Annotated in this window: 21 protein-coding genes and 2 pseudogenes; 16 read left to right on the top strand and 7 right to left on the bottom strand. The window is 74.2% G+C overall.

The window, feature by feature from the left end:
* Positions 1-95: 95 nt before the first annotated feature.
* Positions 96-2,492 (top strand): ribonucleoside-diphosphate reductase subunit alpha, encoded by a 2,397-nt coding sequence (locus GA0070562_RS21420; protein ID WP_091425109.1) that lies wholly within the window; start codon positions 96-98, stop codon positions 2,490-2,492.
* Positions 2,483-3,511 (top strand): ribonucleotide-diphosphate reductase subunit beta, encoded by a 1,029-nt coding sequence (locus tag GA0070562_RS21415; protein WP_091425107.1) that lies wholly within the window; start codon positions 2,483-2,485, stop codon positions 3,509-3,511. The genes GA0070562_RS21420 and GA0070562_RS21415 overlap by 10 nt, the downstream gene beginning before the upstream one ends.
* Positions 3,512-3,532: 21 nt before the next feature.
* Here the strand turns inward: GA0070562_RS21415 and GA0070562_RS21410 are convergent, their stop codons facing one another.
* From GA0070562_RS21410 to GA0070562_RS21400, 3 genes are read right to left on the bottom strand one after another with little or no spacing between them, the layout of a single operon-like run.
* On the bottom strand, positions 3,533-4,768 hold the full coding sequence (locus GA0070562_RS21410) for an MFS transporter (RefSeq protein WP_091425105.1): 1,236 nt from the start codon (positions 4,766-4,768) through the stop codon (positions 3,533-3,535).
* Positions 4,769-4,806: 38 nt separating this feature from the next.
* Positions 4,807-6,246, bottom strand: a complete 1,440-nt coding sequence (locus tag GA0070562_RS21405) for a condensation domain-containing protein (protein ID WP_091425311.1) — start codon at positions 6,244-6,246, stop codon at positions 4,807-4,809.
* 13 nt (positions 6,247-6,259) lie between these two features.
* Positions 6,260-7,417 (bottom strand): glycosyltransferase, encoded by a 1,158-nt coding sequence (locus tag GA0070562_RS21400; RefSeq protein ID WP_091425103.1) that lies wholly within the window; start codon positions 7,415-7,417, stop codon positions 6,260-6,262.
* Between the two features lie 105 nt (positions 7,418-7,522).
* Here GA0070562_RS21400 and GA0070562_RS21395 point away from each other — a divergent pair, with 105 nt between their 5' ends.
* The 13 genes from GA0070562_RS21395 to GA0070562_RS21335 all read left to right on the top strand — a co-directional run bounded on the left by GA0070562_RS21395 (position 7,523) and on the right by GA0070562_RS21335 (position 22,473).
* The gene (locus tag GA0070562_RS21395) at positions 7,523-8,797 is read left to right on the top strand and encodes a DegT/DnrJ/EryC1/StrS family aminotransferase (protein WP_225853071.1); all 1,275 of its coding nucleotides are present in this window, start codon (positions 7,523-7,525) and stop codon (positions 8,795-8,797) included.
* Positions 8,798-8,837: 40 nt separating this feature from the next.
* Positions 8,838-10,058 (top strand): inositol-3-phosphate synthase, encoded by a 1,221-nt coding sequence (locus GA0070562_RS21390; protein WP_091425099.1) that lies wholly within the window; start codon positions 8,838-8,840, stop codon positions 10,056-10,058.
* A 76-nt stretch (positions 10,059-10,134) separates the two neighbouring features.
* A complete protein-coding gene (locus GA0070562_RS21385; protein WP_091425097.1) occupies positions 10,135-11,379 on the top strand; it encodes an acyl carrier protein in 1,245 nt (414 codons plus the stop codon).
* On the top strand, positions 11,376-12,875 hold the full coding sequence (locus GA0070562_RS21380; protein WP_091425094.1) for a class I adenylate-forming enzyme family protein: 1,500 nt from the start codon (positions 11,376-11,378) through the stop codon (positions 12,873-12,875). Before GA0070562_RS21385 ends, GA0070562_RS21380 begins: the two co-directional genes overlap by 4 nt.
* Positions 12,868-14,115 (top strand): type III PLP-dependent enzyme domain-containing protein, encoded by a 1,248-nt coding sequence (locus GA0070562_RS21375; protein WP_091425092.1) that lies wholly within the window; start codon positions 12,868-12,870, stop codon positions 14,113-14,115. Before GA0070562_RS21380 ends, GA0070562_RS21375 begins: the two co-directional genes overlap by 8 nt.
* A gap of 4 nt (positions 14,116-14,119) precedes the next feature.
* Positions 14,120-14,374, top strand: a complete 255-nt coding sequence (locus tag GA0070562_RS21370; protein ID WP_091425090.1) for a phosphopantetheine-binding protein — start codon at positions 14,120-14,122, stop codon at positions 14,372-14,374.
* Complete coding sequence (locus GA0070562_RS21365; RefSeq protein ID WP_091425089.1) at positions 14,371-15,531, top strand: acyl-CoA dehydrogenase family protein; 1,161 nt, start codon at positions 14,371-14,373, stop codon at positions 15,529-15,531. Before GA0070562_RS21370 ends, GA0070562_RS21365 begins: the two co-directional genes overlap by 4 nt.
* Positions 15,524-16,636: an acyl-CoA dehydrogenase family protein gene (locus tag GA0070562_RS21360; protein WP_254663844.1), complete on the top strand. Its 1,113-nt coding sequence runs from the start codon at positions 15,524-15,526 to the stop codon at positions 16,634-16,636. The genes GA0070562_RS21365 and GA0070562_RS21360 overlap by 8 nt, the downstream gene beginning before the upstream one ends.
* Before the next feature lie 67 nt (positions 16,637-16,703).
* Positions 16,704-18,194 carry an amino acid adenylation domain-containing protein gene (locus GA0070562_RS21355; protein ID WP_091425085.1) on the top strand — a complete coding sequence of 497 codons (1,491 nt, stop codon included), beginning with the start codon at positions 16,704-16,706 and terminating at the stop codon, positions 18,192-18,194.
* Positions 18,194-18,727 carry a flavin reductase family protein gene (locus tag GA0070562_RS21350; RefSeq protein ID WP_091425083.1) on the top strand — a complete coding sequence of 178 codons (534 nt, stop codon included), beginning with the start codon at positions 18,194-18,196 and terminating at the stop codon, positions 18,725-18,727. The genes GA0070562_RS21355 and GA0070562_RS21350 overlap by 1 nt, the downstream gene beginning before the upstream one ends.
* Positions 18,724-19,578, top strand: coding sequence for an inositol monophosphatase family protein (locus GA0070562_RS21345; protein WP_091425081.1), 855 nt, complete (start codon positions 18,724-18,726; stop codon positions 19,576-19,578). The genes GA0070562_RS21350 and GA0070562_RS21345 overlap by 4 nt, the downstream gene beginning before the upstream one ends.
* Positions 19,562-20,518: a Gfo/Idh/MocA family protein gene (locus GA0070562_RS21340; RefSeq protein WP_091425079.1), complete on the top strand. Its 957-nt coding sequence runs from the start codon at positions 19,562-19,564 to the stop codon at positions 20,516-20,518. The genes GA0070562_RS21345 and GA0070562_RS21340 overlap by 17 nt, the downstream gene beginning before the upstream one ends.
* Before the next feature lie 125 nt (positions 20,519-20,643).
* Positions 20,644-22,473 (top strand): AfsR/SARP family transcriptional regulator, encoded by a 1,830-nt coding sequence (locus tag GA0070562_RS21335; protein ID WP_244253847.1) that lies wholly within the window; start codon positions 20,644-20,646, stop codon positions 22,471-22,473.
* A gap of 56 nt (positions 22,474-22,529) precedes the next feature.
* Here the strand turns inward: GA0070562_RS21335 and GA0070562_RS21330 are convergent, their stop codons facing one another.
* Entirely contained in the window at positions 22,530-23,564 is a 1,035-nt protein-coding gene (locus tag GA0070562_RS21330; RefSeq protein ID WP_091425074.1) for a hypothetical protein, read from the bottom strand.
* Positions 23,565-23,963: 399 nt separating this feature from the next.
* Between GA0070562_RS21330 and GA0070562_RS21325 the strand changes: the two genes are divergently transcribed.
* On the top strand, positions 23,964-24,854 hold the full coding sequence (locus GA0070562_RS21325; protein WP_091425072.1) for an SGNH/GDSL hydrolase family protein: 891 nt from the start codon (positions 23,964-23,966) through the stop codon (positions 24,852-24,854).
* A gap of 39 nt (positions 24,855-24,893) precedes the next feature.
* On the opposite strand, the gene GA0070562_RS30065 is transcribed toward GA0070562_RS21325, so the two are convergent.
* The 3 genes and pseudogenes from GA0070562_RS30065 to GA0070562_RS30760 all read right to left on the bottom strand — a co-directional run.
* Positions 24,894-25,184, bottom strand: a complete 291-nt coding sequence (locus tag GA0070562_RS30065; protein ID WP_139135491.1) for a cysteine hydrolase family protein — start codon at positions 25,182-25,184, stop codon at positions 24,894-24,896.
* 4 nt (positions 25,185-25,188) lie between these two features.
* Positions 25,189-25,275, bottom strand: a pseudogene (locus GA0070562_RS30060) (thiamine pyrophosphate-dependent enzyme); the annotation flags it as partial.
* Positions 25,276-25,294: 19 nt separating this feature from the next.
* Positions 25,295-25,630: pseudogene (locus GA0070562_RS30760) on the bottom strand (cysteine hydrolase family protein); the annotation flags it as partial.
* Positions 25,631-25,777: the final 147 nt, after the last annotated feature.

Below are 25,777 nucleotides of genomic sequence, written 5' to 3'. Positions count from 1 at the left end.
GTCGCGCGGGACGACCGACGCCAGCAGCCGGGCCGGCCGTGCCGTGCCCGTTGGCGTCTCCCGCCGTCTCCAGACGGTGACAGCGAGGAGAGGTCATGACTGTCGTACAGGAGAGTCCCCCGTCCGGGACCGGCGGGTCCGAGACCCGCCGGCCGGCGATGCGGGTACGCAAGCGGGACGGCGACACCGAGCCGGTGGACGTCAACAAGATCGTCCGGGCGGTCGAGCGCTGGGTCGCCGACCTGGACGAGGTGGACCCGCTGCGGGTGGCCACCAAGACGATAAGCGGGCTCTACGACGGGGCGACCACCGCCGAGCTGGACCGCTTGTCGATCCAGACCGCGGCGGAGCTGATCGGCGAGGAGCCGCAGTACTCGAAGCTGGCGGCGCGGCTGCTCGCCGCGTACGTGGACAAGGAGGTCCGCGGCCAGGGCGTGGCGAGCTTCAGCCAGTCGATCGCGTACGCGCACGGGCTGGGGCTGATCGGCGACGAGACGGCCGCGTTCGTGGCCCGGCACGCCCGCAAGCTCGACGACGCCGTGGACCCGGACGGCGACCTGCGGTTCGAGTACTTCGGACTGCGTACCGTCGCCGACCGCTACCTGCTGCGGCACCCGCAGTCGCGGCTGGTGGTGGAGACGCCGCAGTACTGGCTGCTGCGGGTGGCGTGCGGGCTGTCCCGCACCCCGGGCGAGGCGGTCGGCTTCTACCGGCTGATGTCCGCCCTGGCCTACCTGCCCAGCTCCCCCACGCTGTTCAACTCCGGCACCCGGCACACCCAGATGTCGTCGTGCTTCCTGGTCGACTCGCCGCGCGACGAGCTGGACTCGATCTACGAGCGGTACCACCAGGTGGCGAAGCTGTCGAAGTTCTCCGGCGGCATCGGCATCTCCTGGTCGCGGGTGCGCGGCCGGGGCGCGCTGATCCGGGGCACCAACGGGCGGTCCAACGGCATCGTGCCGTTCCTCAAGACACTCGACGCCGGGGTGGCCGCGGTCAACCAGGGCGGCCGGCGCAAGGGCGCGGCCTGCGTCTACCTGGAGCCGTGGCACCCGGACGTGGAGGAGTTCCTGGAGCTGCGGGACAACACCGGCGAGGAGTCGCGGCGTACGCACAACCTCAACCTGGCCAACTGGATCCCGGACGAGTTCATGCGCCGGGTCGAGGCCGACGGCGAGTGGTCGCTGGTCGACCCGTCGGACGCCCCGGAGCTGCCCGACCTGTACGGCGAGGCGTTCGACGCCGCGTACCGGGCGGCCGAGAAGAACGCGGTGCGCACGGTGAAGGCCCGGAACCTGTACGGGCGGATGATGCGCACGCTCGCGCAGACCGGCAACGGCTGGATGACGTTCAAGGACGCCGCCAACCGGCTGTCCAACCAGACCGGCGAGCCGGGCAACGTCATCCACCTGTCCAACCTGTGCACCGAGATCCTGGAGGTGAACGACGACGCCGAGACCGCCGTGTGCAACCTCGGCTCGGTGAACCTCGGCGCCCACGTCACCGCCGACGGCGTGGACTGGGAGCGGCTGCGGGCCACCGTGCGCACGGCTGTGGTCTTCCTCGACCGGGTGATCGACATCAACTACTACCCGGCGGCGCAGGCGGCGGCGTCGAACCCGCGCTGGCGGCCGGTCGGGCTCGGCCTGATGGGGTTGCAGGACGCGTTCTTCACGCTGCGCCTGCCGTTCGACTCGGCGCAGGCCAAGGAGCTGTCCACCCGGGTGCAGGAGGAGATCCTGCTGACCGCGCTGGAGACCTCCGCCGGGCTGGCCGAGCAGTTCGGTCCACATCCGGCGTACCCGCAGACCCGGGCCGCCAAGGGTGACCTGCACCCGGACCTGTGGGGCGCGGAGCCGGCGCAGACGCAGCGGTGGGCGGCGCTGCGCGAGCGGATCGCCGCGCACGGGCTGCGCAACTCGCTGCTGGTGGCGATCGCGCCGACCGCCACCATCGCGTCCATCGCCGGCTGCTACGAGTGCGTCGAGCCGCAGGTGTCCAACCTGTTCAAGCGCGAGACCATGTCCGGGGAGTTCCTCCAGGTCAACACGTACCTGGTGCGGGAGCTGAAGGCCCGCGGGCTGTGGACGCCGCAGGTCCGCGACCGGATCAAGCGGGCCGAGGGCTCGGTGCAGGACATCACCGAGCTGCCCGCGCCGGTGCGGGAGCTGTTCCGCACCGCCTGGGAGCTGCCGCAGCGGGCGCTGATCGACCTGGCCGCCGCGCGGGCGCCCTTCGTCGACCAGTCCCAGTCGCTGAACCTGTTCCTGAGCGCGCCGACCATCGGCAAGCTCTCCTCGATGTACCTGTACGCCTGGAAGGCCGGGCTGAAGACCACCTACTACCTGCGATCCCGTCCCGCCACCCGTATCCAGCAGGCCACCGTCGCCCCGGTGCTCGCCCCGGTCTCCGGCGTGGTCTCCGCCGTGAGTGACGACGAGGCGCTGGCCTGTTCCCTGGAGAACCCCGAGAGCTGCGAGGCATGCCAGTGACCACCACCGCGCCGACCCGGCACATGCTGCTCGACCCCGGCATGGACCTGACCCTGCGGCCGATGCGCTACCCGCGCTTCTTCGACCGGTTCAAGGACGCCATCAAGAACACCTGGACGGTCGAGGAGGTCGACCTGCACGGAGACCTCGCCGACCTGGCGAAGCTGTCCCCCGCCGAACGGCACCTGGTGTCGCGGCTGGTGGCGTTCTTCGCCACCGGCGACACCATCGTCGCCAACAACCTCGTGCTCAACCTCTACCAGCACGTCAACTCCCCCGAGGGCCGGCTCTACCTGTCCCGGCAGCTGTTCGAGGAGGCGGTGCACGTCCAGTTCTACCTGAACCTGCTGGACACGTACGTGCCGGACGAGAAGGAACGGTTCGCCGCGTTCGCCGCGGTGGAGAACATCCCGTCGATCGCCCGCAAGGCCGAGTTCTGCTTCCGGTGGATCGACTCGATCTTCGAGCTGCGGGAACTGCGGACCCGCGACGACCGGCGGGCGTTCCTGCTCAATCTGATCTGCTTCGCCGCCTGCATCGAGGGTCTGTTCTTCTACGGCGCGTTCGCCTACGTCTACTTCCTGCGGTCCCGGGGGCTGCTCAACGGGCTGGCCTCCGGCACCAACTGGGTGTTCCGGGACGAGTCGATGCACATGGCGTTCGCCTTCGACGTGGTGGAGACCGTACGCGCCGAGGAGCCGGACCTGTTCGACGGCGAGATGGAGCAGCAGGTCCGGGAGATGCTGGCCGAGGCGGTGGAGTGCGAGGTGAGCTTCGCCGAGGACCTGCTCGGTCAGGGCGTGCCCGGGATGTCGCTGGCCGACATGCGCGAGTACCTCCAGCACGTGGCCGACCGGCGCCTCGCCGTGCTCGGCATCGCGCCGATGTACGGCAGCGGCAACCCGTTCGCGTTCATGGAGTTGCAGGACGTGCAGGAACTGTCCAACTTCTTCGAGCGCCGGGTGTCGGCGTACCAGGTCGGCGTGACCGGCTCGGTCACCTTCGACGACGACTTCTGACCGCCGCCCCCGCCCCGGCCGTCACGGCCGGGGCGGGACCGGGCTCTCGCCGGGCAACGCCGTCGCCCGGACCCGCCCGATCAACGCCACCACGGCGAGCGCCATCACGGCCACCACCACGAACGCGCTGCGCAGGTCCAGCGCGCCGGCGAGCAGGCCGATCACCGGCGCCGCCAGCAACGCGCCCGGCCACTGGCCCATCGCCACCACCGAGACGCCCTCACCCGAGGTGAGGCCGGGCTGCTCGCCGGCGAAGCCGAGCACCGTCGGGGTCACGCACGCCAGGCCGAAGCCGAGCAGTCCGAAGCCGGCCATCACCGCGGCCGGATGGGGGTACGCCACCGGCAGCGCCACGCCGGCGGTGGCGACGAGCGCCGACAGCCGGACGAAGCGGATCCGCCCGAACCGGCCGGCCAGCCGGTCGCCGAACAGCCGGGCGACGGTCGCCGCCAGCGACAGGCAGGTGTACGTGGCCGCGGCCAGCACCGCGGCGGCGCCGGCCACCTCGGTCGCGTACAGCGCGCTCCACTGTGCGCCGGCCATCTCGACGAACGAGGCGAGGAAGGCGATCACCGCGAGCAGCAGCAGCTGCGGGGTGAACCGGTCACGCAGCCGCCGCCGGTCCTCGCCGTCCTTCGTCTCCTGCCGGGGCGTGTCAGGCAGCCAGCGGTGCGTGCCGACCAGCAGCGCGCCCAGCAGGACGCTGGTGACGGCCATCTGCGCCGACGGGGACATCCCGATCGCCGCGGCGCCGGTGCCGCAGAGGCCGCCGGCCAGCATGCCGATGCTGAAGCCGGCGTGGAACGTGGACAGGATGGGCCGCCCGTAGCGCTTCTGCACCTCGACCGACTGGGCGTTCATCGGCGTGGCCAGCAGGTTCGCCGCGAAGCCCCAGACCGCGAGCCCGCCGACCAGCGCCACCACTGTGGTGGACGCGGCCAGCAGCGGCGCATTGACCAGGATCAGCGCGGCCCCGGCCAGCGCCAGCCGGCGGGTGTTGATCCGACTGATCAGCACCGCCACCACGACCAGGGAGACCAGCTCCCCGGCGTTCGTGGCGATGTTGGCCAGGCCCCAGCCGGTGTTGCCGACGCCTACCGCGTCCCGCACCTCCGGCACGCGGGCCGACCACCCGCCGATGGCCAGGCCCATGATGACGAAGAGCAGCGCCACCGACCAGCGGGCCCGTACGGCCGAGCGTGGCACCGGCGGCGCTTGCTGCTCCGTCGTGTGCTGGTTCGTCGAGGTGTCCGTCATGGTCGTCGTACCTCTCTCCGAGCGGTCCGTCGGATCTCCTACCCGATCGCGTGGTCGAGGAAGCACGCACCGTCAGGAAGGCGTACCCCTTCCGGGGTGGTGCCCGGGTCGGTGACGAGCGCCGAGACCACCGCGACGTAGTCGTCGATCAGCCCGCGTACCAGGTCGTCGCCGAAGACGCCCCGGTTGCGGATCACCACGCCGCCGGCCCGGTCGTCGTCCACCACGACGATCGGTGAGCCCCGCTTGACCCAGGCGGGCAGGCACTCGGGCGGCACGTCGGCGGCGACCACCGGCGGCGGCGTGCCGGGCGCGGGCCGGGCGGTGATGTCGACCGGCTCCACCCGCAGCTCCGGGCAGTGCAGCACCGGCGACGCCGACGCGGCGGACTGGAACCAGGCGTCGAACAGGTGGTTGTCCGGCCAGGGGCGGATCGCCGCGAAGTCGGGACGCACCGCCCGGGCCAGCCGGTGGAACGCGGTGGCGTGCGCGACGGCCTCGGCCAGCGAGGCGTGCGCGACGCCGACCACAGCGCTCATCGGCGCGTCCGGCGCGACGTCGACCGGCAGGTAGACGTTGTTGGTGAACTGACCGACGAGCTGCCGGGACAGCGGGCTCTCCCGGCCGAGTGTGGTGGTGCCCAGCACCACCCGGGACCGACCGGCCCGCTGCGACAGCAGCACCAGGTACGCGGCGAGCAGCAGCACGTACGGGCTGGTGCGGGCCCGCCGGGCGGCCGGGCGCAGCCGGGCGGTGATCTCGGGCGGGAACGCGAAGCGGGTGGCCACCTCGGCGCTGAGCGCGACGTCCGGCGCCGGTGGCGACGCCGGGAAGAGCTGGTACGGCTCCACCGGCCGCAGCCGGTCCCGCCAGTACGCGGCCCGGGCGGCGGCGTCGACGCCGTTGCCGGCCTGCTCCGCCTCCTGGAGCGCGGCGAGCGCGGTGGGGTCCACGCCCAGCGGCGGCTGCGGATCGGCCGCGCCGAGCCGGGCCGCGTACGCGTGGCACAGGTCCTCCACCACGACGCGGCACGACCAGCCGTCGGAGACCATGTGGAAGAAGCAGAGCGCGAGCACGTGCTCGGTCTCGGAGAGCCGGACCAGGGCGGCCCGCCACAGCGGCGCCCGGCCGGGGTCGAACTCGTCGTTGCGGTGCGCGTACGCGATCCGCTCGACGCGGGCCTGCTGCTCGGCCGGCGGCAGGCCGGACAGGTCGACGTACTCCAGCGGCGACTCGACGTGCGGCAGGATCTGCACCTCGGGCTCCACGCCGATGCGGTCGAACCGCATCCGCAGCGCGTCGTGCCGGTCCACCACGTCCTGCATCGCCTGTCGCAGCACGTCGACCCGCAGGGTGCCCCGCAACCGGCGGAACTCCACCACGACGAGCCTCGACGCGCCGGGGTGAGCCGGGTCGAGCGCGGTCATGAACTCCCACATCATCTGCTGGCCGGGGGCCAGCGGGAACGTCGTCGGCACGGCCACTCCCTCGTCAGGCCGCCACCGGCGGCGCGGCCACCGGCGGGAGCGGTCGACGGTCCACCTCGTCCGGTCGGTGGTCCGCCTCGTCCGGCTGGTAGTCCGCCTCGTCCGGCGCGCGGAAGCCGGTGAAGAGCAGGTCGGGGCGGCCGAGCCGGAGCGAGGTGACGAACGCGGCGCCGTCGAAGAGCGTCTCGATCGCCGCGCAGGCCATCGACTCGGCCACCGCGCGCGGTCCCCGGTCGCCGCCGAGCCGGCCGGGTGTCTTCGCGGCGATCACGGCGGCCGCGACGGCCGGCACCGCGAGCAGGCTGCGTCCCCCACTCCGCCGGGCGGTCAGCAGCCCGGCCAGGGCGGTCACGGCGAGCGTGCTGGCGGTGTTCAACACGAACCGGCGCCGGTGCGGGTGGGCGAGGCAGAGCCACTGCTCGGAGCGCCCGTACGTGGTGAACCGGTAGGCGACCGCACGGAAGGTGTCGGCGACACCGGTGTCGTGGGTGATCACCCCGTCCGGGTCGGTGAGCAGCGCATAGCCGGCGTCGGTGAGGAGCAGCCCGAGGTGCAGGTCCTCCCCGCCCAGCGGCATCGGGGAGTCCTCCGGGAATCCGCCGACCGACTCGAAGACGGAGCGTTTCAGGGCCATGTTCGCCCCGGCGGCCCAGGAGACGCGCTCGTAGTGCAGCGGCCGGGTCAGGTCGCCGAGCAGCAGGTAGGAGCGGCGCATCACGCGGAAGAACGCGCTGTCGCCGGGCTCGACGATCACCGGGCCGGTGACGCCGGCGACCTCGTCGCCGGAGGCGCGCAGCCGGGCCGCGTACCGGGTGATCAGGTCGGCCGGCACGCGGCAGTCGGAGTCGGTGAACAGCAGCAGGTCGTAGCGGGCGTGCCGGACGCCCAGGTTCCGTTTGGCCCCGACGTGCCGGGGTCCGCGCACGTAGCGGGCGCCGTACTCGGCGCAGGCGGCGCGGTGCGCGGCGGCCGCGGCGGGCGCCGAGTCGTCGACGACCACCACCTCCACCGGCTCCGGGCAGTTCGGGGCGGCGTCGCGCAGGCTGCGGAGCTGGCGGCGCATCTCCGCCACCCGGTCCTTGACCGGAATGACGACGGAGACGCCACGCGCGACGGCGCGAGGTTCGGTCGGTTCGCCCACGGGCGATGCGGATCGGCTCATGCCCCGAGGTTCGACCACGCGGATACAACGCCGATACACGGCGCCGGCCGTGCCGGCTATCGCGTGTGTACCGCTGATGTATCGATGGGCATCAAGGTCGAAGGCATGACGACCTCCATCCCCCTCGACCGGCGGCTCGCCGTGGACGGTGGCCGGCCGGTCCGCCCACCCGACCGCCCTTGGCCACGCTGGCCGATCCCCGCGCCGGACGCCGCCGGCAACCTCTCCGCGGTGCTGACCGGCGGCCGGTGGGCGATCAGCAGCCCGTCCGTCGGCGACACCGCCCTGTTCGAGCGCCGCTTCGCGGCCGACTTCGCCCGCTACGTCGGCACCCGCCACTGCGTGCCGGTCGACCACGGGTCGAGCGCCCTGGTGGTGGCCCTGGAGTCACTCGGCCTCGGCTACGGCGAGACGGTGCTCGTACCGGCGCTGACCTGGACCGCCTCCGCGACCGCCGCGCTGCGCGCCGGCCTGGTCCCGGTGCTCGTCGACGTCGACCGGGCCACCGGCTGCGTCGGGCCGGACGACCTCGACCTGTCGGTGGACCCGCGCGCCGTGGTCGCCGTGCACTGGGCCTCCAACATGGCCGACGTGCCGGCGCTCGACGCGGTCACGAAACCACGCGGCATATCCGTCGTGGAGGACTGCGCGCAGGCCCACGGCGCCACCTGGCAGGGCCGTCAGGCCGGCTCGCTCGGCCGGCTCGGCTGCTTCAGCTTCCAGCACGGCAAGGTGCTCACCTGCGGTGAGGGCGGGGCCGTGGTCACCGACGACGACATGCTCGCGCCGGTGCTCCAGGAGCTGCGGGCCGACTCGCGCCGCTACCGCGGCGACCGGACGCCGGCGGGCGAACTGGACCTGGAGGAGAGCGCCGGCGTACAGGGCGCCAACTTCTGCCTGAACGAGTTCTCCGCGGCGGTGGCCTGCGCGCAACTGACCACGCTGGACGAGCAGCACGGCGTCCGCAACCACAACTACCGGCTGCTCGGCGAGATGCTCGACGGCGTCGACGGCGTACGGCTGCTGCAACCGGCGGCGGGCCAGACGCGCATCTCGATCTACGAAGGCACGATCGTCTTCGACGAGTTGCCGGCCGGCATGGACAACGCCGCCGTGGCCAGCGCGCTCACCGCCGAGCTGGGCCGGCGGTTCTACTGCACCGACGAGCCGCTGCACCGCAGCCGGCTGCTCCAGCCGTGGACGAAGCCGCTGCTCGCGCCGCTGGCCGAGCGCTTCGCGGAGATCCACCGGGAGCGCACGTACCCGAACACCGAATGGCTCGCGGCCCACACCGTCCAGACGCACCACAGCACCTTCCTCGGCAGCGAACAGGACATGCACGACATCGCCGTCGCCGTCGCCAAGGTGCTCGCCCGCTGATTCGCGCCGCCCCCGGCGCACCCAGAGAAGGGAACTTCCCGTGACCGTCACCCATCGCGAGACCCCGCACGTTCCGAACCCGTCCCCCGACACGGACGCGCCTGTCGGCGTGTGGCTCAACGGCGCCCGGGGTTCGGTCGCCACCACCGCGATCACCGGTCTGCTGGCGCTGCGCGCCGGCATGGCCGACTCGACCGGCTGCGTCACCGACACCGGCATGCTGCGCGACGCGCCGCTGGCGAGCTGGAACGATCTGGTCGTCGGCGGGCACGACATCGTCGACACGCCGCTGGAGAAGAAGGCCGAGTCGCTCGTCGACTCCGGAGTCATCCCGGCGCCGATGCTGGCCGCCGTGCGGGGCAGCCTGCCCGAGGTCGAGCGGAACCTGCGCACCGGTTACGACGCGCGCACCGAGACCGCACCGCTGGCCGAGGTGGTCGAGCGGCTCGCCGGCGACATCGAGGAGTTCCGCGCCCGCAACGGGCTGTCCCGGGTCGTCGTCATCAACGTGTCCTCGACCGAGCCGCCGGCCGACCACCGGCCCGAGCACGACGACCTGGACGCGCTGACCCGCGCCATGGCCGACCCGGACGACAAGGCGCTGCCGGCCAGCTCCGTGGTCGCGTACGCGGCGTTCCAGGCCGGTTGCGGCTTCGTCGACTTCACCCCGTCCACCGGCGCCCGGCTGCCCGCGCTGGAGATGATGGCGCAGCGGGAGCGCGTGCCGTTCGCCGGCTCCGACGGCAAGACCGGGGAGACGCTGCTGCGTACCGCCCTGGCGCCGATGTTCACCAGCCGCGCCCTGCACGTGCTCTCCTGGGCCGGGGTGAACCTGCTCGGCGGTGGCGACGGCGCGACGCTGGAGGATCCGCGCAACGCCCGCAGCAAGCTCAGCTCGAAGTCGGGCGTGCTGCCCGCGCTGCTCGGTGAGGACGTCACGGCCCCGCTGCACATCGACAACGTGCCGGACCTGGGCGACCACAAGACCGCGTGGGACCACGTCTCGTTCGAGGGGTTCCTCGGCGTCCGGATGTCCATGCAGCTGACCTGGAGCGGGGTGGACTCGACGCTGGCCGCGCCGCTGGTGCTCGACCTGGCCCGGCTGACCGCTGCCGCGCACCGCGCCGGGCACGTCGGCCCGATCGAGGAGCTGGGGTTCTTCTTCAAGGACCCGATCGGCACCGACGAGCACGCGCTGGCCGAGCAGGCGCAGGCGCTCGCCGCCTGGGCCAACGCGCTGGACGGCCGCGGCGACAGCTGACCTTCGCACCGGCCGCCGGCGCGGCACCGTCCGCGCCGGCGGCCCCGCCCCACGTATCAGCATCGAGGAGTCCCCCATGTCCCACCACGTCCCGAACGCGCCGGACCGGCCGAGCACGGATCCGGTGTGGACGCCGATCCTGACCGGCCTGCACGCGACCGCGCTGGACTGTCTCCAGACGAGCTTCGCCCTGCTGGCCGACCACGCGAACGGGTCCGGCAGCCACCTCGCCCTCGGCGCCCGGTACGGGTTCCGCACCCGGGACCAGGACGGCCTGGTCACCGTCGAGGCGACCTCGGACGACCGGGCCGCCGAGGCGGTCGACCTGCTGGGCCTGCGGGTCGAGGGCCGGTGGATGCAGCTCGACGGCCCGCAGGTGCGCCGGCTGGCCGCCCCGGGCCAGCCGCTCTACGTCACCGCCGACGCGTACGACCTGCCGTGGTGCCCCTACCACGGGCACGAGCACATGCGGCACAGCTTCCTCGTCACGGCCGCCGAGCCGGACGAGGTCACTGTGGTCGACGCGTACCACAACGACACCGCCTGGGGCCCCGCGCGTCCCGGCGTGTGGCGGATGCCGGCCGCCGCGTTCGACACGGCGCTGGCCGGGGGTGCGCACACACTGGCGGTGACGACGCACCCGGCCCCGGCGATCGACGTGCCCGCCATGCTCGCCGGCAACGCCGCCCGGGCCGCCCGGGCCCGCCCGGAGATCGCAACCTACCTGGCCCGCACCGGCGCCGCCCTGGACACCGTCGCCGGGCTGCACCGCTTCGTACTCGACGTCTGGCTGCTGGCCCGCGCCCGCGACCTGCACGAACACTGGCTCGCGGCGGTCGCGCCGGAGGCCGCCGCCGCGCTGGCCGGGCAGGCCGCGCGCTGGCAGCAACTCGCCACGCGCAGCTACGTGGCGCTGCGGCGGGCCCAGGCGGGCCGGCCGGCCGCGCCGGAACTGGCGGACGCGCTCGGCGCGCTGATGGCCGACCACCTGGCCGCGCTGGAGTCGATGGCCGGACCGGCCGCCGGGACCGGCGAGGACGCCGCGCCGGCCGCGCCGGACCGGGCCGGTGACGACGGCGTACGCGCGGCGGTGCTCGGCGCGCTCGGCGACACCCTGGACCTGGACGGCTCGACCCTGCGCACCACCGACGTGCTCCGGGAACTGCCCGGCTTCGACTCGTTCCGGCTGGTCGACGTCATCGACCGGGTCGAACGCCGGCTCGGCGTCGAGGTTCCGGCCACCGCACTGACCGCGGCCGACCTGCGCGACGTCGGCTCCCTGTGCGCCATGTTCGGCGCCGCCACCGGAGGTGCCCGATGAGTACCGAACTGCTGCACGACCTGCTGGACCGCACCGCCGACGAGCGCCCCGACGCGCCCGCCGTCGGGGACGGGACCGTCGAGTCCACGTACCGTCAGCTGCGGGCCGACAGCCTGCGCCTGGCCGGCTGGCTGCGCGGGCAGGGCGTCCGGCGCGGCGACCGGGTGCTGGTGGCGCTGCCCGCCGACGCGACCCTGCCGGCGCTGCTGTACGCGGTCGCCCGTACCGGCGGTGTCTTCGTCGTCCTGCGGACGCCGGCCCCCGAGGTCGCCCTCGCGCACGTGCTCGACGACGCCGAGCCGGGCCTGGTCCTCACCGACGACCCGGTCCTGGCCGGCCTGTCCCGCGCCCGCGGCGTCCCGGTGCGCGGCGCGGCCGAGGCGCGCCGCGCCGCGTCCGCCGCGGCGATCGGCGGCGTGCCCGCCGGCCCGGCCCCGCTCGCGGTCGACCCGGTCTGTCTGATCTACACCTCCGGCAGCACCGGCATGCCGAAGGCGGTGGTCTCCACACACGCCCAGGTCACGTTCGCGGTGCGGGCGATCCAGTCGGAGCTGCGCTACCGGCCCGACGACGTGGTGCACGTCCTGCTGCCGCCCTCGTTCGACTACGGCCTCTACCAGATCTTCCTCAGCACCGTCGCCGGCGCCCGGCTGCGCCTGGGCGACCCCGGCGACACCGGTGGCCGCCTGCTGGCGACCCTGGTCGGGTCCGGCGCCACGGTGCTGCCCTGCGTGCCGTCGCTCGCGATCAACCTGCTGCGGCTGCTCGGCCGGGCGGGCGCGCCGCGCCCGCCGCTGCGCCTGCTCACCAACACCGGCGCGGCCATGCCCCCGGAGGTGCTGGCCGGCCTGCGCCGGCTGCTGCCCGGCCTGACCGTCCAGCTGATGTTCGGCCTCACCGAGTGCAAGCGCGCCGCGATCATGCCGCCGGACGCCGACCTGCGCCGGCCCGGCGCCTGCGGACGGGCCCTGCCCGGCACCGAGATCTTCACGGTCGACGCCGAGGGACGGCGTCAGCCACCGGGCGTCCGCGGCGAGCTGGTGGTACGCGGCCCGCACGTGATGGCCGGCTACTGGCGGCGACCCGAGCTGACCGCGCAGCGGTTCCGCCGCGCCCACGGTCTGTTCCCGCAGCTGCACACCGGCGACCACGGTCACGTGGACGCCGACGGGTACGTCCACTTCGCCGGCCGGCGCGACGACGTCTACAAGGAGAAGGGCACCCGGGTCAGCGCCACCGAGGTGGAGGCCGCCGCCTACCGGGTCGACGGCGTGGACGCGGCCGGGGTGCTGCCGCCGGCCGACGGCCGCGACGGCGCGACGCTGTTCGTGGTGGCCGAGCTGACCCCCGCCGACGTGCTGCGCCGACTTCGGGAGCAGCTGGAGGAGATGAAGGTGCCGGCGCGCTGCGTCGTGCTGCCCGACCTGCCACTGACCGGCAACGGCAAGGTGGACCGGCGGGCGCTGGCCCGGCTGGCGGGTGAGCACAATGGCTGACCTGCCCTTCGACACCCCGGCCTACCGCTACGACCTGGCCCGGGTACGCGCCAGCCACGCCACCCTGGTCGCGGCGCTACCCGCACCGAGTCGGCTGTTCTACTCACTCAAGGCCAACCCGCACCCGGCGCTGGTGGCGGCGCTGCACACCGCCGGCTGCGACGCGGAGATCTGCTCCCCGGGCGAACTGGCCGCGGCGCTGCGGGCCGGCGTGCCCGGCGACAGCATGCTCTACACCGGACCCGGCAAGCGCGACGCCGAGGTGGCCGAGGCGGTGCGCGCCGGTGTCCGCTGGTTCTCCGTCGACTCGCCCGAGGGCCTGGACCAGGCCGACCGGATCGCCGCCGCGCACGGCGTGGAACTGCGCTGCCTGCTGCGGGTCAACGACCGGGTGCCCAACCCGGGCCAGGGTCTCACCATGACCGGCGTCGCGTCCCAGTTCGGCGCCGACGCCGACTGGATCGAGCAGGAGCCGCAGCGGTTCCGCTCCCGCCCTTCGGCCCCGGTACGGGGATTCCACCTCTACACCGGCAGCAACGTCGACTCGGTGGACGCGCTGGTGGCGCAGTTCACCGCCGCGGCGACCACCGCCCGGCGGCTGCGGGACCTGCTCGGCATCGACCTGACCCTGCTCGACCTCGGCGGCGGCTTCGGCGCGCCGTTCGCCCGGCCCGGCCACAACGCGGACCTGACCGGCCTCGCCGACCGGGTCGCCGCGGCCCTGGACGAGCTCTTCCCCGGCTGGCGCGACGGCGCGCCGACAGTCGCCTTCGAGTCGGGGCGGTTCCTCACCGCCACCGCCGGCACGCTGCTGACGCGCGTGCTGGACGTCAAGCGGTCGCAGGGCACGCCGGTCGTGGTGCTGGAGTCCGGCATCAACCACCTCGGCGGGATGTCCGGCCTGCGCCGGCTGCCGCCGCTCGTACCCGCCCTGCACGCCGCCGACGGCCGCGACGGCGCGCCGCTGGAGGGCGCGATAGTCGCCGGGCCGCTGTGCACGCCGCTGGACACCTGGGCCCGCGCCGCGAACCTGCCAGACGTACGGCCGGGCGACGTGCTGGCCGTGCCGAACGTCGGGGCGTACGGCCTCTCGGCGAGCCTGCTGGCCTTCCTCGGCCACCCCGCGCCGGTCGAGGTCGTCTGCGACGGCGACCGCGTCGTCGAGACGTCCCGGCTGACCCTGACGCGGCACCCGGTCGACACACCGGGCGCCACTGCCGAACCCCGAGATGAAAGGTGACGTCATGAACGCCGAATTCACCGAGTTGCTCCGCCCGTTCCTCAAGTTCGCCGGCCCGGACGAGATCACCGAGGAGTCCCGCCTGCGCGACCTCGGCCTGGACTCCATGCGCGAGATCGAGCTGCTGTTCGCCATCGAGGACACGTTCGGGGTCGCCGTGCCCGACGACAAGCTCGTCGACTCCACGTTCGCCACCGCCGGTGGACTGTGGGGCGTGGTGGAGGAGCTGCGCGCCCCGGTCGGCGGTGGTTCCCGATGACCGCGGCCGCCGGGTACGCCCCGGCCGTCGAGACCGTCGCCGACGTGGCGGCGGAGCACGCCCGCGAGGCCGACGAGAACGCCGCCTTCCCCACCGAGGCGCTGGCCGCCATGCGCCGTACCGGGCTGCTGGGGCTGCTGGTCCCGGCCGCCGAGGGCGGCGCCGGCGGCACGCTGCCGGACCTGGTCGACGTCACGCTGACGCTGGGCCGGGTGGACATGTCGGTGGCGATGGTCTTCGCCATGCACTGCCAGCAGGTCGCCGCGATCACCGCGTACGGCGGGGAGAAGCTGCGCGCCGAGGTGCTGCCGGCGGTGGCCCGGGGCGAGCGGTATCTCGGCTCGGTCACCACCGAGGCCGGCAAGGGTGGTCACCTGATGACCGCCGAGTCGGCGCTGGAGCACGACGGCGAGATGCTGCGGATCGACCGGCAGGCGCCGATCGTGACCGGCGGCCCGTACTCCGACGCCTTCCTGATCACCACCCGCGCCCCGGGGGCCGACTCGGCCGCCCAGGTGGACCTGGTCTACGCCGACCGGGACCAGGTGGAGATCGAGGTGACCGGCGGGTGGCGCCCGCTGGGCATGCGGGCCACGCACAGCGTGCCGATGCGGCTGCGTGGCGCGGTGCCGCAGTGGCAGGTGGTCGGCGAGCACGGCGGGTTCCGGGAGATCGCCACCACCGTCTTCGCGCCGCTGGCGCACGTCGGCTGGGCGGCGGCCTGGATCGGGGCGGCGGCCGGCGCGTACGGCCGGGTGCTGCGGCACGCCCGCAGCGAGGCGGGACGGCGGCAGTTCGCCCCCTCCTCCGAGCTGGTGCTGCTGCGGCTGGCCGGCATCCGGGCCCGGCTGGACGCGGCGCACGCGCTGCTGCGGCACACCGTCTCCGTGGTCACCGACGCGCCGGACATGTCGGCGGCGCCGGTGCAACTGCTGCTCAACACGCTGAAGATCCGCGTGGCCGAGGAGTCCTTCGCCGCCGCGCACGAACTGGTCGAGCTGGCGGGCCTGCGCCACGGCTACCTGACCGACTCGCCGCTGACGCTGGAGCGCACGTTCCGGGATCTGCGCTCGGCCTCGCTGAACTACGCCAACGACCGGCTGCGCCTGGCCAACGGGGCGCTGTCGCTGCGCGACCCGGGGGTGCGTCTTGCCTGAGCCGACGCCGACGCCGACGCCGCCCGGGGGCCAGGCCGCCTCCGTGCGGGCCGCCCTGTCCGGAGTGGACCACAGCGACCCCGGCGCCGTGTGGCGCGCGCTGGGCGCCGCCGGGATCGTCGAGGCGCTCTACCCGGACGGCGTCCAGCCGGACCCCCGGCGGCTGTCGGTGCTGCTCACCGAACTGGACGCCCGGTGCCCGCTGGGCGTGACGCTCTCGGTCTGCGTCCAGGTCGCCACCGTGCTGCCGTTGCTGGCCGACGCGGCCGGGCCGGCGGAGCGCGTGCGGCGCGGGATGCTGCGCGGCGAGACGGTGGTGGCGCTGGCCGTCACCGACGCCGGCGGCTCGGGCTCGGACCTGCTCGACGCCGCGACCCGGGTGAAGCTGGGCGACGACGGCGCCGTCCTGGACGGCGGCAAGGACTGGATCACCAACGCGACGAGCTGCGACGCGGCGCTGGTGCTGGCCCGGCACCGCGAGGCGCGGCACTTCACCAGCTTCTGCTGGGTGCTGGTGCCGGCCGGCGCGCCGGGCGTGACAGTCGGGTCCGCCGGCCGGGCGTTCGCCGGGTCCGGCGTGGGCCACCTGCGCTTCGCCGGCGTGGCGCTCGGCCCGGACGCCGTGCTGGGCCGTCCCGGCCGGGCGCTGGCCGGGTTCGCCCGGCAGGTCGGCGTCGAACGGGTCGCCGGGGCGCTGTGGGCCCGGGCGATGTGCCACCGGATGCTGGTGGGCCTGCACGACTGGCTGCGGCGGCGACCGGCCGGGGCGGGCGCGCTGTGGGACCGCCCGGCGGTCCGTGAGCGGTACGCCCGGTGCCTGGTCGCCGTGCACCAGCTCGACGCGCTGTGCGCGCCGCTGCTGGACGCGCCGGCCGCCGTCCCGTCCGCGGTCACCGGGATGCTGCTGAAGGTCAGCGCCGCCGAGACCGTGGACCGGATCGCCACCGAGGCGGTGCGCCTGCGCGGCGCGGACGCGTTCCGCGACGGCGGGGAGGCGCAGCTGCGCACCGAGGCGGCCATGTTCGGCATCGCCGGTGGCGCCACCGGCGCGATGCTCGCCGGCATCGCCGACCACGCCGACGAACTGGCGGGCGCGGTGACCTGAGCGCGGCGTCCCACGCCGCCGGCGCCGGAAGCCCGATCGACGACAGCACAGTGAAGGGAGCAACGCCATGAGTCTCTACGACTGGTTCGAGCGGAGCGTGGCACGCGTGCCCGAGGCGGTCGCGCTGGAGGTCGGCGGGGAGCCGGTGACCTACCGCCGGCTGCGCGACCTCGCCGGCGGCCTCGCCGGGCGGATCCACGCCGAGGTGGGCCGGCGCCCGCGCGCGGTCGGCCTGCTGGCCGCCCGCAGCCTGCCCGCGTACGCCGGTTATCTGGCCGCGCTGCGCGCCGGAGCGGTGGTGGTGCCGCTCAACCCGGCCTTCCCGCCGGCCCGCACCGCCCGGCTGTGCCGGGACGCGGGCGTGGACGCGCTGGTGGTCGACGACGCCGGTGCCGCCACGGCGGCGCAGGTCGCGGGTGACGCCGTGACCGTACGCCTCGACGGCGCGCCGGGCGTCCCGCCGCCGGACGCCCCGGTGGCGCCGGACGACGTGGCGTACCTGCTGTTCACGTCCGGCTCGACCGGGCGGCCCAAGGGCGTGCCGATCCGCCACCGCAACGTGGACGCGTTCCTCGCGCACTGCCGGGACCGATACCCGGTCGGCCCGGGTGACCGGCTGTCGCAGACCTTCGACCTGACCTTCGACCCGTCCGTGTTCGACATGTTCGTCGCCTGGGGCGGCGGCGCCACGCTCGTGGTGCCGCAGCCGGACGAGGTGCTGACGCCGGTGCGGTTCGTCAACGAGCGGCGGATCACGCACTGGTTCTCGGTGCCCTCGGTGGTCTCGCTGGCCCGGCGGATGCGGATGCTCTCCCCCGGCGCCATGCCCGGCCTGCGGCACAGCCTCTTCGCCGGTGAGGCCCTGACGCTGGAGCAGGCCCGGGCGTGGGCGGCGGCGGCGCCGGGCAGCGTGGTGGAGAACCTCTACGGCCCCACCGAGCTGACCGTGACCTGCACCGGTCACCGGCTGCCCGCAGACCCGGCCGCCTGGCCGGTGACCTCGAACGGCACCGTGCCGATCGGCGACGCGCACCCCGGGCTCGACGCGATCCTGCGCGCCGAGGACGGCACGGTCGGCGGTGACGACGGCGAACTGTGCGTGCACGGACCGCAGCGGTTCGACGGCTATCTCGACCCGGCCGACGACGAGGGCCGGTTCGTCACGGACGCCGGCCGCCGGTACTACCGCACCGGTGACCGGGTCCGCCGCGAGCACGGCACGCTCGTGCACCACGGACGGCTGGACGACCAGGTGAAGCTGCGCGGCTACCGGATCGAGCTGGGCGAGATCGAGATGGTCCTGCGCGGCCACCCGGGCGTGCAGGACGCGGTGGTGCTGGCGTTCGGCGCGGGCGACGACGTCTCCCTGCGGGCGGTCTACACCGGCGCCGACGGGATCACCGACGAGCTGACCCGCCGGTGCGCGGACCGCCTGCCCGCCTACATGGTGCCGGCCCGGATCCACCACGTGGCCGCCCTGCCCACGAACGCCAACGGCAAGACCGACCGGCGCCGGACCGCCGACCTGGTCGGCAGCGCGACGAGAGGAGCACGGTGATGACCAGCACGGGAAACGGACAGGACCAGGAACGGGCGTTCCGTTCGGTGGCCGGGCGCTTCGCCACCGGAGTGGCGGTGGCGACTGCCGTCGGTCCCGACGGCCCGGTGGGGATGACAGTCAACTCCTTCACCACCGTGTCGCTGTCACCACGGATGCTGCTGGTCTGTCTACGGCGGGACTGCCGGCTGCTCGCCGCGGTGCGGCGTACCGGCCGGTTCGCGGTGACGGTGCTCGGCGACGACCAGCGCGAGGAGGCGGCCTGGTTCGCCAGCCGGGGCCGGCCGGCGGGCGCCGACGGCTTCGCGGGTGTTGCCTACGACGACGAGCGGGTGACCGGCTGCCCGCGCCTGACCGACGGGGTCGCGTACTTCGGCTGCGAGGCGGTCTCCGCCGACCCGGCCGGTGACCACGCGGTGCTGATGGGCGCGGTCCGCTCGGCGGGCCTGCTCCGGCCGATCCCGCCGCTGCTGTTCGTGGACGGCGACTACGCGCGGGTCGCCGCGCCGCGGGAAGCGCAGGTGGCGCGATGAGCATCAGCGCCGCTCCCGGCGACCTGCGCCACCTGAGCCTGCGCGCGGCGCGGGCCGGTGCGGACGCGATCCGCGAGGCGCGGGGCCAGGGCTTGCAGACCGAACACAAGGGCGGCGCGGCCCAGGACCCGGTGACCAGCGCCGACCACGCCAGCGAGCGCGCCATCCTCGACCTGCTCGCCCGCGACCGGCCGCAGGACGCCGTCCTGGCCGAGGAGTCCGGGGCCAGCGACGGCTGCTCCGGCCTGCGCTGGATCGTCGACCCGCTCGACGGCACGCTGAACTTCAGCCACGGCGCGAGCCGCTACGCGGTCAGCATCGCGGTGGCGACCGGCTGCGACGTGGGCGAAGGACAGGTGGTCGCGGCCACCGTCCTGCAACCGGCCACCGGCGCCTGCCTGGTACTGGACGACGACGGCGCGCTCGACGGCGACGCCCCGGTCGCGGTCAACCGCGAGGCCGAGCCGGGGCACGCCCTGGTGGCGTTCGCGGTCCCGAACGCGCCCGGACCGCGACGGCGGGCGTACCAGGCGCTCGTCGGTGTCGCGCCCCGCGTCGCCGACCTGCGCAACACCGGCTCCACCGTGTGCGACCTGGCAGCGGTGGCCCGCGGGGAACTGGACGCGTTCGTCAGCTTCGACCCCGCGCCGTGGGACATCGCGGCCGGCGCCGCGCTGGTCGAGGCCGCCGGCGGCGTGACCCGGCGGTGGCGCCACGACGGGTTCGAGGTCTTCGGCGCCGGCGCGCCGGCCGTGGTGGCCGCGCTGGCCGGCTGGCTGGGCGACGACGGTACGGACGGCACGAACGGCACCGACGAGGAGAGGGGAACCGACGATGACCGGCAGCGATGAGTTCCGGCTGGCACTGGTGGGAGCGGGCCGGATGGGCCGGCACCACCTGCGGGCCCTGGCCGAGCACCGGACGGTCCGGATCCGGTACGTGGTCGACCCGGTTCCGGCGGCACGGGAGGCGGTCGCCGCGGCCGGGCTGCCGGCGTACCCGAGCATGGAGGACCTGCTCGCGGACGCCGTGCCGGACGGTGTTCTGGTGACCGCGCCCACCGGGCGGCACGGCGCGCTGGTCGCGGCCGCCGCCAAGGCCGGGCTGCCGGTGCTGTGCGAGAAGCCCGCCGGGCTCGACCCGGCCGAGGCCGCGGAGGCGGGGCGGGTGGCCGACGCCGCCGGGATCCCGTTCCAGGTCGCCTACTGGCGCCGGTTCGTCCCGCAGCTGCGCCGGCTGCGGGAACGGATCGCCGGCGGCGAGCTCGGCGAGATCCTCTTCGTGGCCGCGGCGCAGTGGGACGGCGAGCCTCCGGCGGCGGCGTTCCGCACCGGCAGCGGCGGGATCTTCGTGGACATGGGCGTGCACGAGTTCGACCAGATCCGGTGGTTGACCGGGCAGGAGGTCGACCGGGTCGCGGTGCAGCCGGCCGGGCCGGTCACCGACCCGGCGGTACGCGGCCGGGACGTGGACAGCGCCCAGGCGTTGCTCGGCCTGTCCGGCGGCGGCACCGCGCTGGTCTCGCTCGGCCGGCACCACCGGGGCGGCGACATGGCGACGGTGGAAGTCTTCGGCACCCGGGACCACGAGCGGCTGACCTTCCTCGACCCGGCCGACGGCGACGCCACCATGTACGCGGCCCTGGCCCGTCAGGCGGAGGACTTCGCCGGGCTGGTCCGGGAGGGTCGGTCGGCGGGCGCCGGGGTGGCGGACGCGGTGGCGGTGCTCGACGCGGCGCGGCGGGCGACGGCGCAACTCACCCCGGGTCACGAAGTACACACCGATCGGTGACTACTTGCACCATCTGGGAGCGAGGTATTCCCCAGCCGAAGGTGGGAAATCCATCGGTACACCACACTGTGGACGGTACTGCGGAGCGGGGGAATACATCGATGCGCTTCAGTGTCCTCGGTCCGTTGACCGTTCACGTGGACGACCACCCGGTCACGCTCACCGGCACCAAACCCCGCCTCCTGCTCGCCGTGCTGCTGCTGAGCCCGGGGCGCACGGTCGCCACCTCCCGGCTGGTCGACGGCCTCTGGCCGGACTCGCCGCCCGCGTCGGCGGTACGCAACCTGCGCACGTACGTGCACCGGCTGCGGCAGGCGCTGGACCGTGGCGGTGACTCGGCCGGCCGGCTGGTCCACGACGGCACCGGCTACCACCTGCGGGTCGACGAGGACGAGCTGGACCTGCTGCGGTTCCGGCGTCTCGCCGACGAGGCCCGCCGGGCCGCGCGGGGGGACCGGCCGGAGGCCGCCGCCGACCTGTTCGACCGGGCGGCCGAGCTGTGGGGCGGGCATCCGCTGGAGGACCTGGCGGATCCGGGCACCGATCTGGGCGCGACCGTGACGGCCTTGCGGGAGCAGCACCGGGAGATGACGACCGAGCTGATCGACCTGCGCCTGCGGCTGGGCCAGCCGGCCCGGGTCATCCCGTCGCTGCGCCGGCTGGTGGCCGAGGAGCCGCTGGACGAACGCCGGCAGGCGCAGCTGGTGACGGCGCTGACGCAGGAGGGACGCGTGGCCGAGGCGCTGGCCGTCTACCAGCAGGCCCGGCGCGGCATCGTCGACGAGCTGGGCGTCGACCCCGGTCCCGCCCTCCAGGGCGCCCTCCAGACCGCGCTGGACGCGGACTCCGCCGAGGTCCGCCCACCGTCCGGCCGGCCGTCGGCCGTCGGCGCCGGGCCCGCGTCGCCGCCCGGCCCGCCGCCGAGCCCGCAGGCCCTGCCGATGAAGCCGCCGTCCCTGGTCGGCCGGGACACCACGGCCGGCCAGCTGCGCGCCATCGCCGAGGGGATCGCCGACCCGGCCGACGCCGACGAGCACGCCGGGGTCGTGCTCGTCTCCGGCGCGCCGGGCGTCGGCAAGTCCTCGTTCTCCGTGACCAGCGGGTACGATCTGGCCGACCTCTTTCCCGACGGTCAGCTCTTCGTCAGCTTCGACAGCGGCGACGAGCCGCCGCGCGGCAGCGGGGAGCTGATCCGGGAGCTGCTGGTCGAGCTGGGCGTGCCACTGACCGACGTGTCCGAGGACATCCGGGAACGCTCCGCCGTGCTGCGCTGCGCGCTCGCCGGCCGGCGGCTGCTGCTCATCATCGACGACGTCGACTGCGCGCAGCAGGTGCGCCCGCTGCTGCCCGGGGCGGGCCGCAGCCTGGTGCTGATCAACAGCCGGCAGCGCCTGCTGGACCTGGACGTCGGCTGGCGGTTGACGCTCGGCGCGCTCGACCGGGCCGACGCGGTGGAGCTGCTGGCCACGATCGCGGGCGAACGCCGGGCACGCGAGCACCCGGAGGTGTTCGGCCGGATCGCCGCGGCCTGCGACCGGCTGCCGCTGGCCCTGCGGATCGTCGGCAGCCGGCTCGTCACCCAGCCCGACGTCGCCCTGCCCGGCTTCGCCGCGCATCTGGAGGACGAGGAGAACCGGCTGTCGGAGCTGTCCGTCGGGGACATCTCGGTGCGCGACAGCCTCTCGGTCAGCTACCAGGCGCTGGACGTCGACGCCCGCCGGGCGCTGCGCGCGCTGGCCCGCGCCGACTCGTTCATCACCGCGTCCAGCGCGGTGGAGATCCTGCGCCTGCCCCGGCAGCAGGCCAACCGGATGGTGGAGCACCTGATCCAGCACAACCTGCTGGTGCCGGCGGACTCCGGTGCCCCGGGCGAGCGTTTCCACCTGCCGGAGCTGCTGCGGATCTTCGCCCGCGAGTGTGTGGACGCGCACGGCCGGCCGCCGCGCGCGGCCTGAGCCGCCGTCCGCGGTGCGCGGGTCAGGCCGACCCGCGCACCGCGATCCGGGTGTCGCTACTTGAGGAAGCGGTCCAGCGCGGCCTCGATGGTGCCGCTGTCCGGCGAGGCGTACGACTTCATCGTCACCTTGTTGTAGGAGATGAAGCTCGGGCACCGGGCGGCGGGCGCGGTCACCGTGCCGCCGTCGCCGACCTTCTCGCCGGTCTTGGCGGCGTGGAAGGTCAGGGTGTAGCGCGAGGAGATGTAGTCGACCGTGACGACCTTGTCTTCGCTGTTCTTGTACTGGCACTTCTTCGGCGTGCCCTCGCTGCCCTCGACCATCTTGAGGCAGCCGATGACGGACACCGTGGCGAAGTCGGCCGACTTCGCGTAGTACGGCTTGGCCGAGCTGACCGTCTTCTGCGACCAGAACGACGGCCGGTCCGGGGAGTTGGAGAAGACGTACGCCTTCGAGCCCGCCGGCGCGGTGTACGGCGCGGCGTTGAGGATCGCTCCCCCGTCGCAGACCGCCGACATCTCGCTGGCGTAACGCGCGGTCAGCGAGTTGTTGTTGGACCCGTCCGGCCCGGTCGACTCCGGCCCGTCCGCGCTGGGGGTGGCGGACGGACTGTTGTCCGGCCCGGGGGTGGCGCTGCCCGAGGCCACCGGCTTGGGGTCCTCCTCGTCGCCGTTGAAGGCGACGTAGGCGAGGCCGCCGCCGCAGCACAGCAGCGTCAGCGTGACCGCGCCGGCGGCGAGGCCGACGATGAGGCCCTTGCTCTTGCCGCCGCTCGGGGGCGGGGTGGGCGCGTACGGCGCCGGCTGTCCGGGGTACCCCGGCTGGCCGGGGAACGGCGCCGCGGGCTGCGCGCCGTAGGGAGCGCCCGATCCGGGCTGGGCGCCGTACGGCGCACCCGACGCGGGCTGGGCACCGTAGGGGACGCCCGACCCGGGCTGGGCACCGTACGGCGCACCCGACGCCGGCTGCGAACCGTAGGGCGCACCGGAGGCCGGCTGCGCGCCGTACGGGGCGTTCGGGTCGGGCTGGTTGCCCCACGCTCCGGCGTTCGGGTCCGGATAGCCTCCGTAGGGAGGGTGATTGTCACTCATCTGAGGTTCTTCCACCTGTCGTCCGTGGTTCCGGCGATCAACCACCCCGCAGCGTAATGACGCCTGCAAATTCACGATCGCCGACGTTCGATACGTTCTTCACCAGCCGTGCCGGGGCCACTGCGGTGCGTACGTGCCCGAATCCGGCATCCGGCCGCCCATCAGGGGTGACGGGCCGGGGACCGTTGTGACGCAACGGATCGACCGTTCGGCGATCGACCTCCACCCGACATCGGCGAGCCGGAAAATTGTGATGTACGCGATACCTTCGGCCGTCCGGCCGGACGGCGGCGGACCACATCCCGGACCCCCATTTAGTGAGGCTCGTCGATATTGACGCATGTCACAGGCGGGGACAGAATCCCAGCACCACCACCAGGACCCCTCCGGGAGGGCCCCATGAACCGTCCCCGCCTGCCGCTCCTGCGGACCGCCGGCCGGATGACCGCGCTCGTCGCGGCCGCCGCCGGCGTGCTGCTCGCCGCCGCCGCACCCGCCGTCGCCGCCGCGCCCGCCGGGCGCTACGTCGCGCTCGGCGACTCCTACACGTCCGCCCCGCTCGTACCCACCCAGGTCGACCTGAACTGCCTGCGCTCCAACCGCAACTACCCGTCCCTGGTCGCGGCGTCCGCCGGGTCGGCGTCGTTCGCCGACGTGAGCTGCTCCGGCGCCACCACCGAGGACATCCTGTACGGCGGCGACGGTGTGCTGGGCGTCGCCCTGCCGCCGCAGGTCAACGCCATCACCTCGGCCACTGCGCTGGTGACCGTCCAGATCGGCGGCAACGACATCGGCTTCTCCGGCATCATCAGCGACTGCGCCGAGGCGAGCGTGAGCAGCCCACTCGGGTCGCCCTGCAAGGACCGGTTCACCGCGGGCGGCACCGACCAGTTGCGGGCCCGGATCGCCGCCACCGCGCCGAAGGTGACGGCGGTGCTGCGGGCGGTCCGCCAGGCCGCGCCGAACGCGCGCGTGGTGGTGCTCGGGTACCCGGCGATCCTGCCCGACAGCGGATACGGCTGCTGGCCGGTGGTGCCGATCGCCTACCAGGACGTGCCGTACCTGCGCGGCGTCCAGAAGGCGCTCAACACGATGCTCGCCGACACGGCGGCGGCGGGCGGCGCGAGCTACGCCGACGTCTACACGCCCTCGATCGGCCGGGACACGTGCAAGAGCAGCGGCACCCGCTGGGTGGAAGGGCTGGTGCCGCAGAACGCCGCCGCGCCGTTCCACCCGAACGCCCGGGGTGAGCAGGGCATGGCCACGGCGCTGCTGGCGCACCTGAACTGAGCCGCCCGGGTGAGCCGGTCCCGCCGTGTCGGGACCGGCTCACCTCCGGTAGGGCGACGGGTCGGCGAACCGGTCGGTGGTCGTGACGAACCCCCAGCACTGCTTGGTGTTGAACACGACCGCGTCCTTGCAGTACGCCGGGCTGGACGTCGCGGTGGCGTCGGCGACCAGGACCGGGTTGTAGTCGCGGAAGTAGGCGCTCTCGATCGTGGTGCTGACGCACTGGTCGACGTTGACGCCGCAGACGAACAGCGTGTGGATGCCCTGGGTGCGCAGCACCTGGTCGAGGTGGGTGCCGTAGAAGCCGCTCATCCGCACCTTCTCGATCATGACGTGCCTTGAACACGGCGGCGAAGTTGATCCCCTCGTGGAAGTCGCCCTCGCTGGTGGCGCCGTCGCCGATGAACGCCAGCGCCACCGTCGCGGATCAGCGGCTTCAGCTCGTCGACCATCTCGGCGCCCCACTCCCCGGCCGTGAGCACCCGTCCGTGGTCCAGCGGCTGGCCGATGCCGGCCTGGTCAGGCGTGTGCTTGAACGAGTGCAGCGACGGCGCGCCGAGGTTGCGCAGGTCGGGGCGGTTGTACCAGTAGACCCAGATGACGAACATCTCGTGGCGGCGGGCGGCCTCGACCGCGCGCGCCACCCCCGGGATGGCCTCCCGGCACGCCCGGTAGTCCAGCCCCGAGCGGTGGGTCCAGCCGCCCTCGGCGCAGAAGTCGTTCTGCATGTCCACCACCGCGAGCGCGCCCCGCCGCGGGTTGTCGGCGAACGGCATCAGCTCCGCGTCGAAGCGGAGCAGATCCTCCGGCCGATCGTCCGGGGCCAGCAGGACGTGATCCGGATAGAGGTGCCACCTGTCGGTGCTGGCGGCGAGCTGTACGCCACCGTCGCCGGTGTCCCCGTAGATCGCCCGTCGCCCCGC

It is taken from the genome of Micromonospora tulbaghiae (genome assembly GCF_900091605.1).
GTDB classification, from domain to species: Bacteria; Actinomycetota; Actinomycetes; order Mycobacteriales; family Micromonosporaceae; genus Micromonospora; species Micromonospora tulbaghiae.
This window is presented reverse-complemented; position numbering and strand designations above follow the sequence as displayed.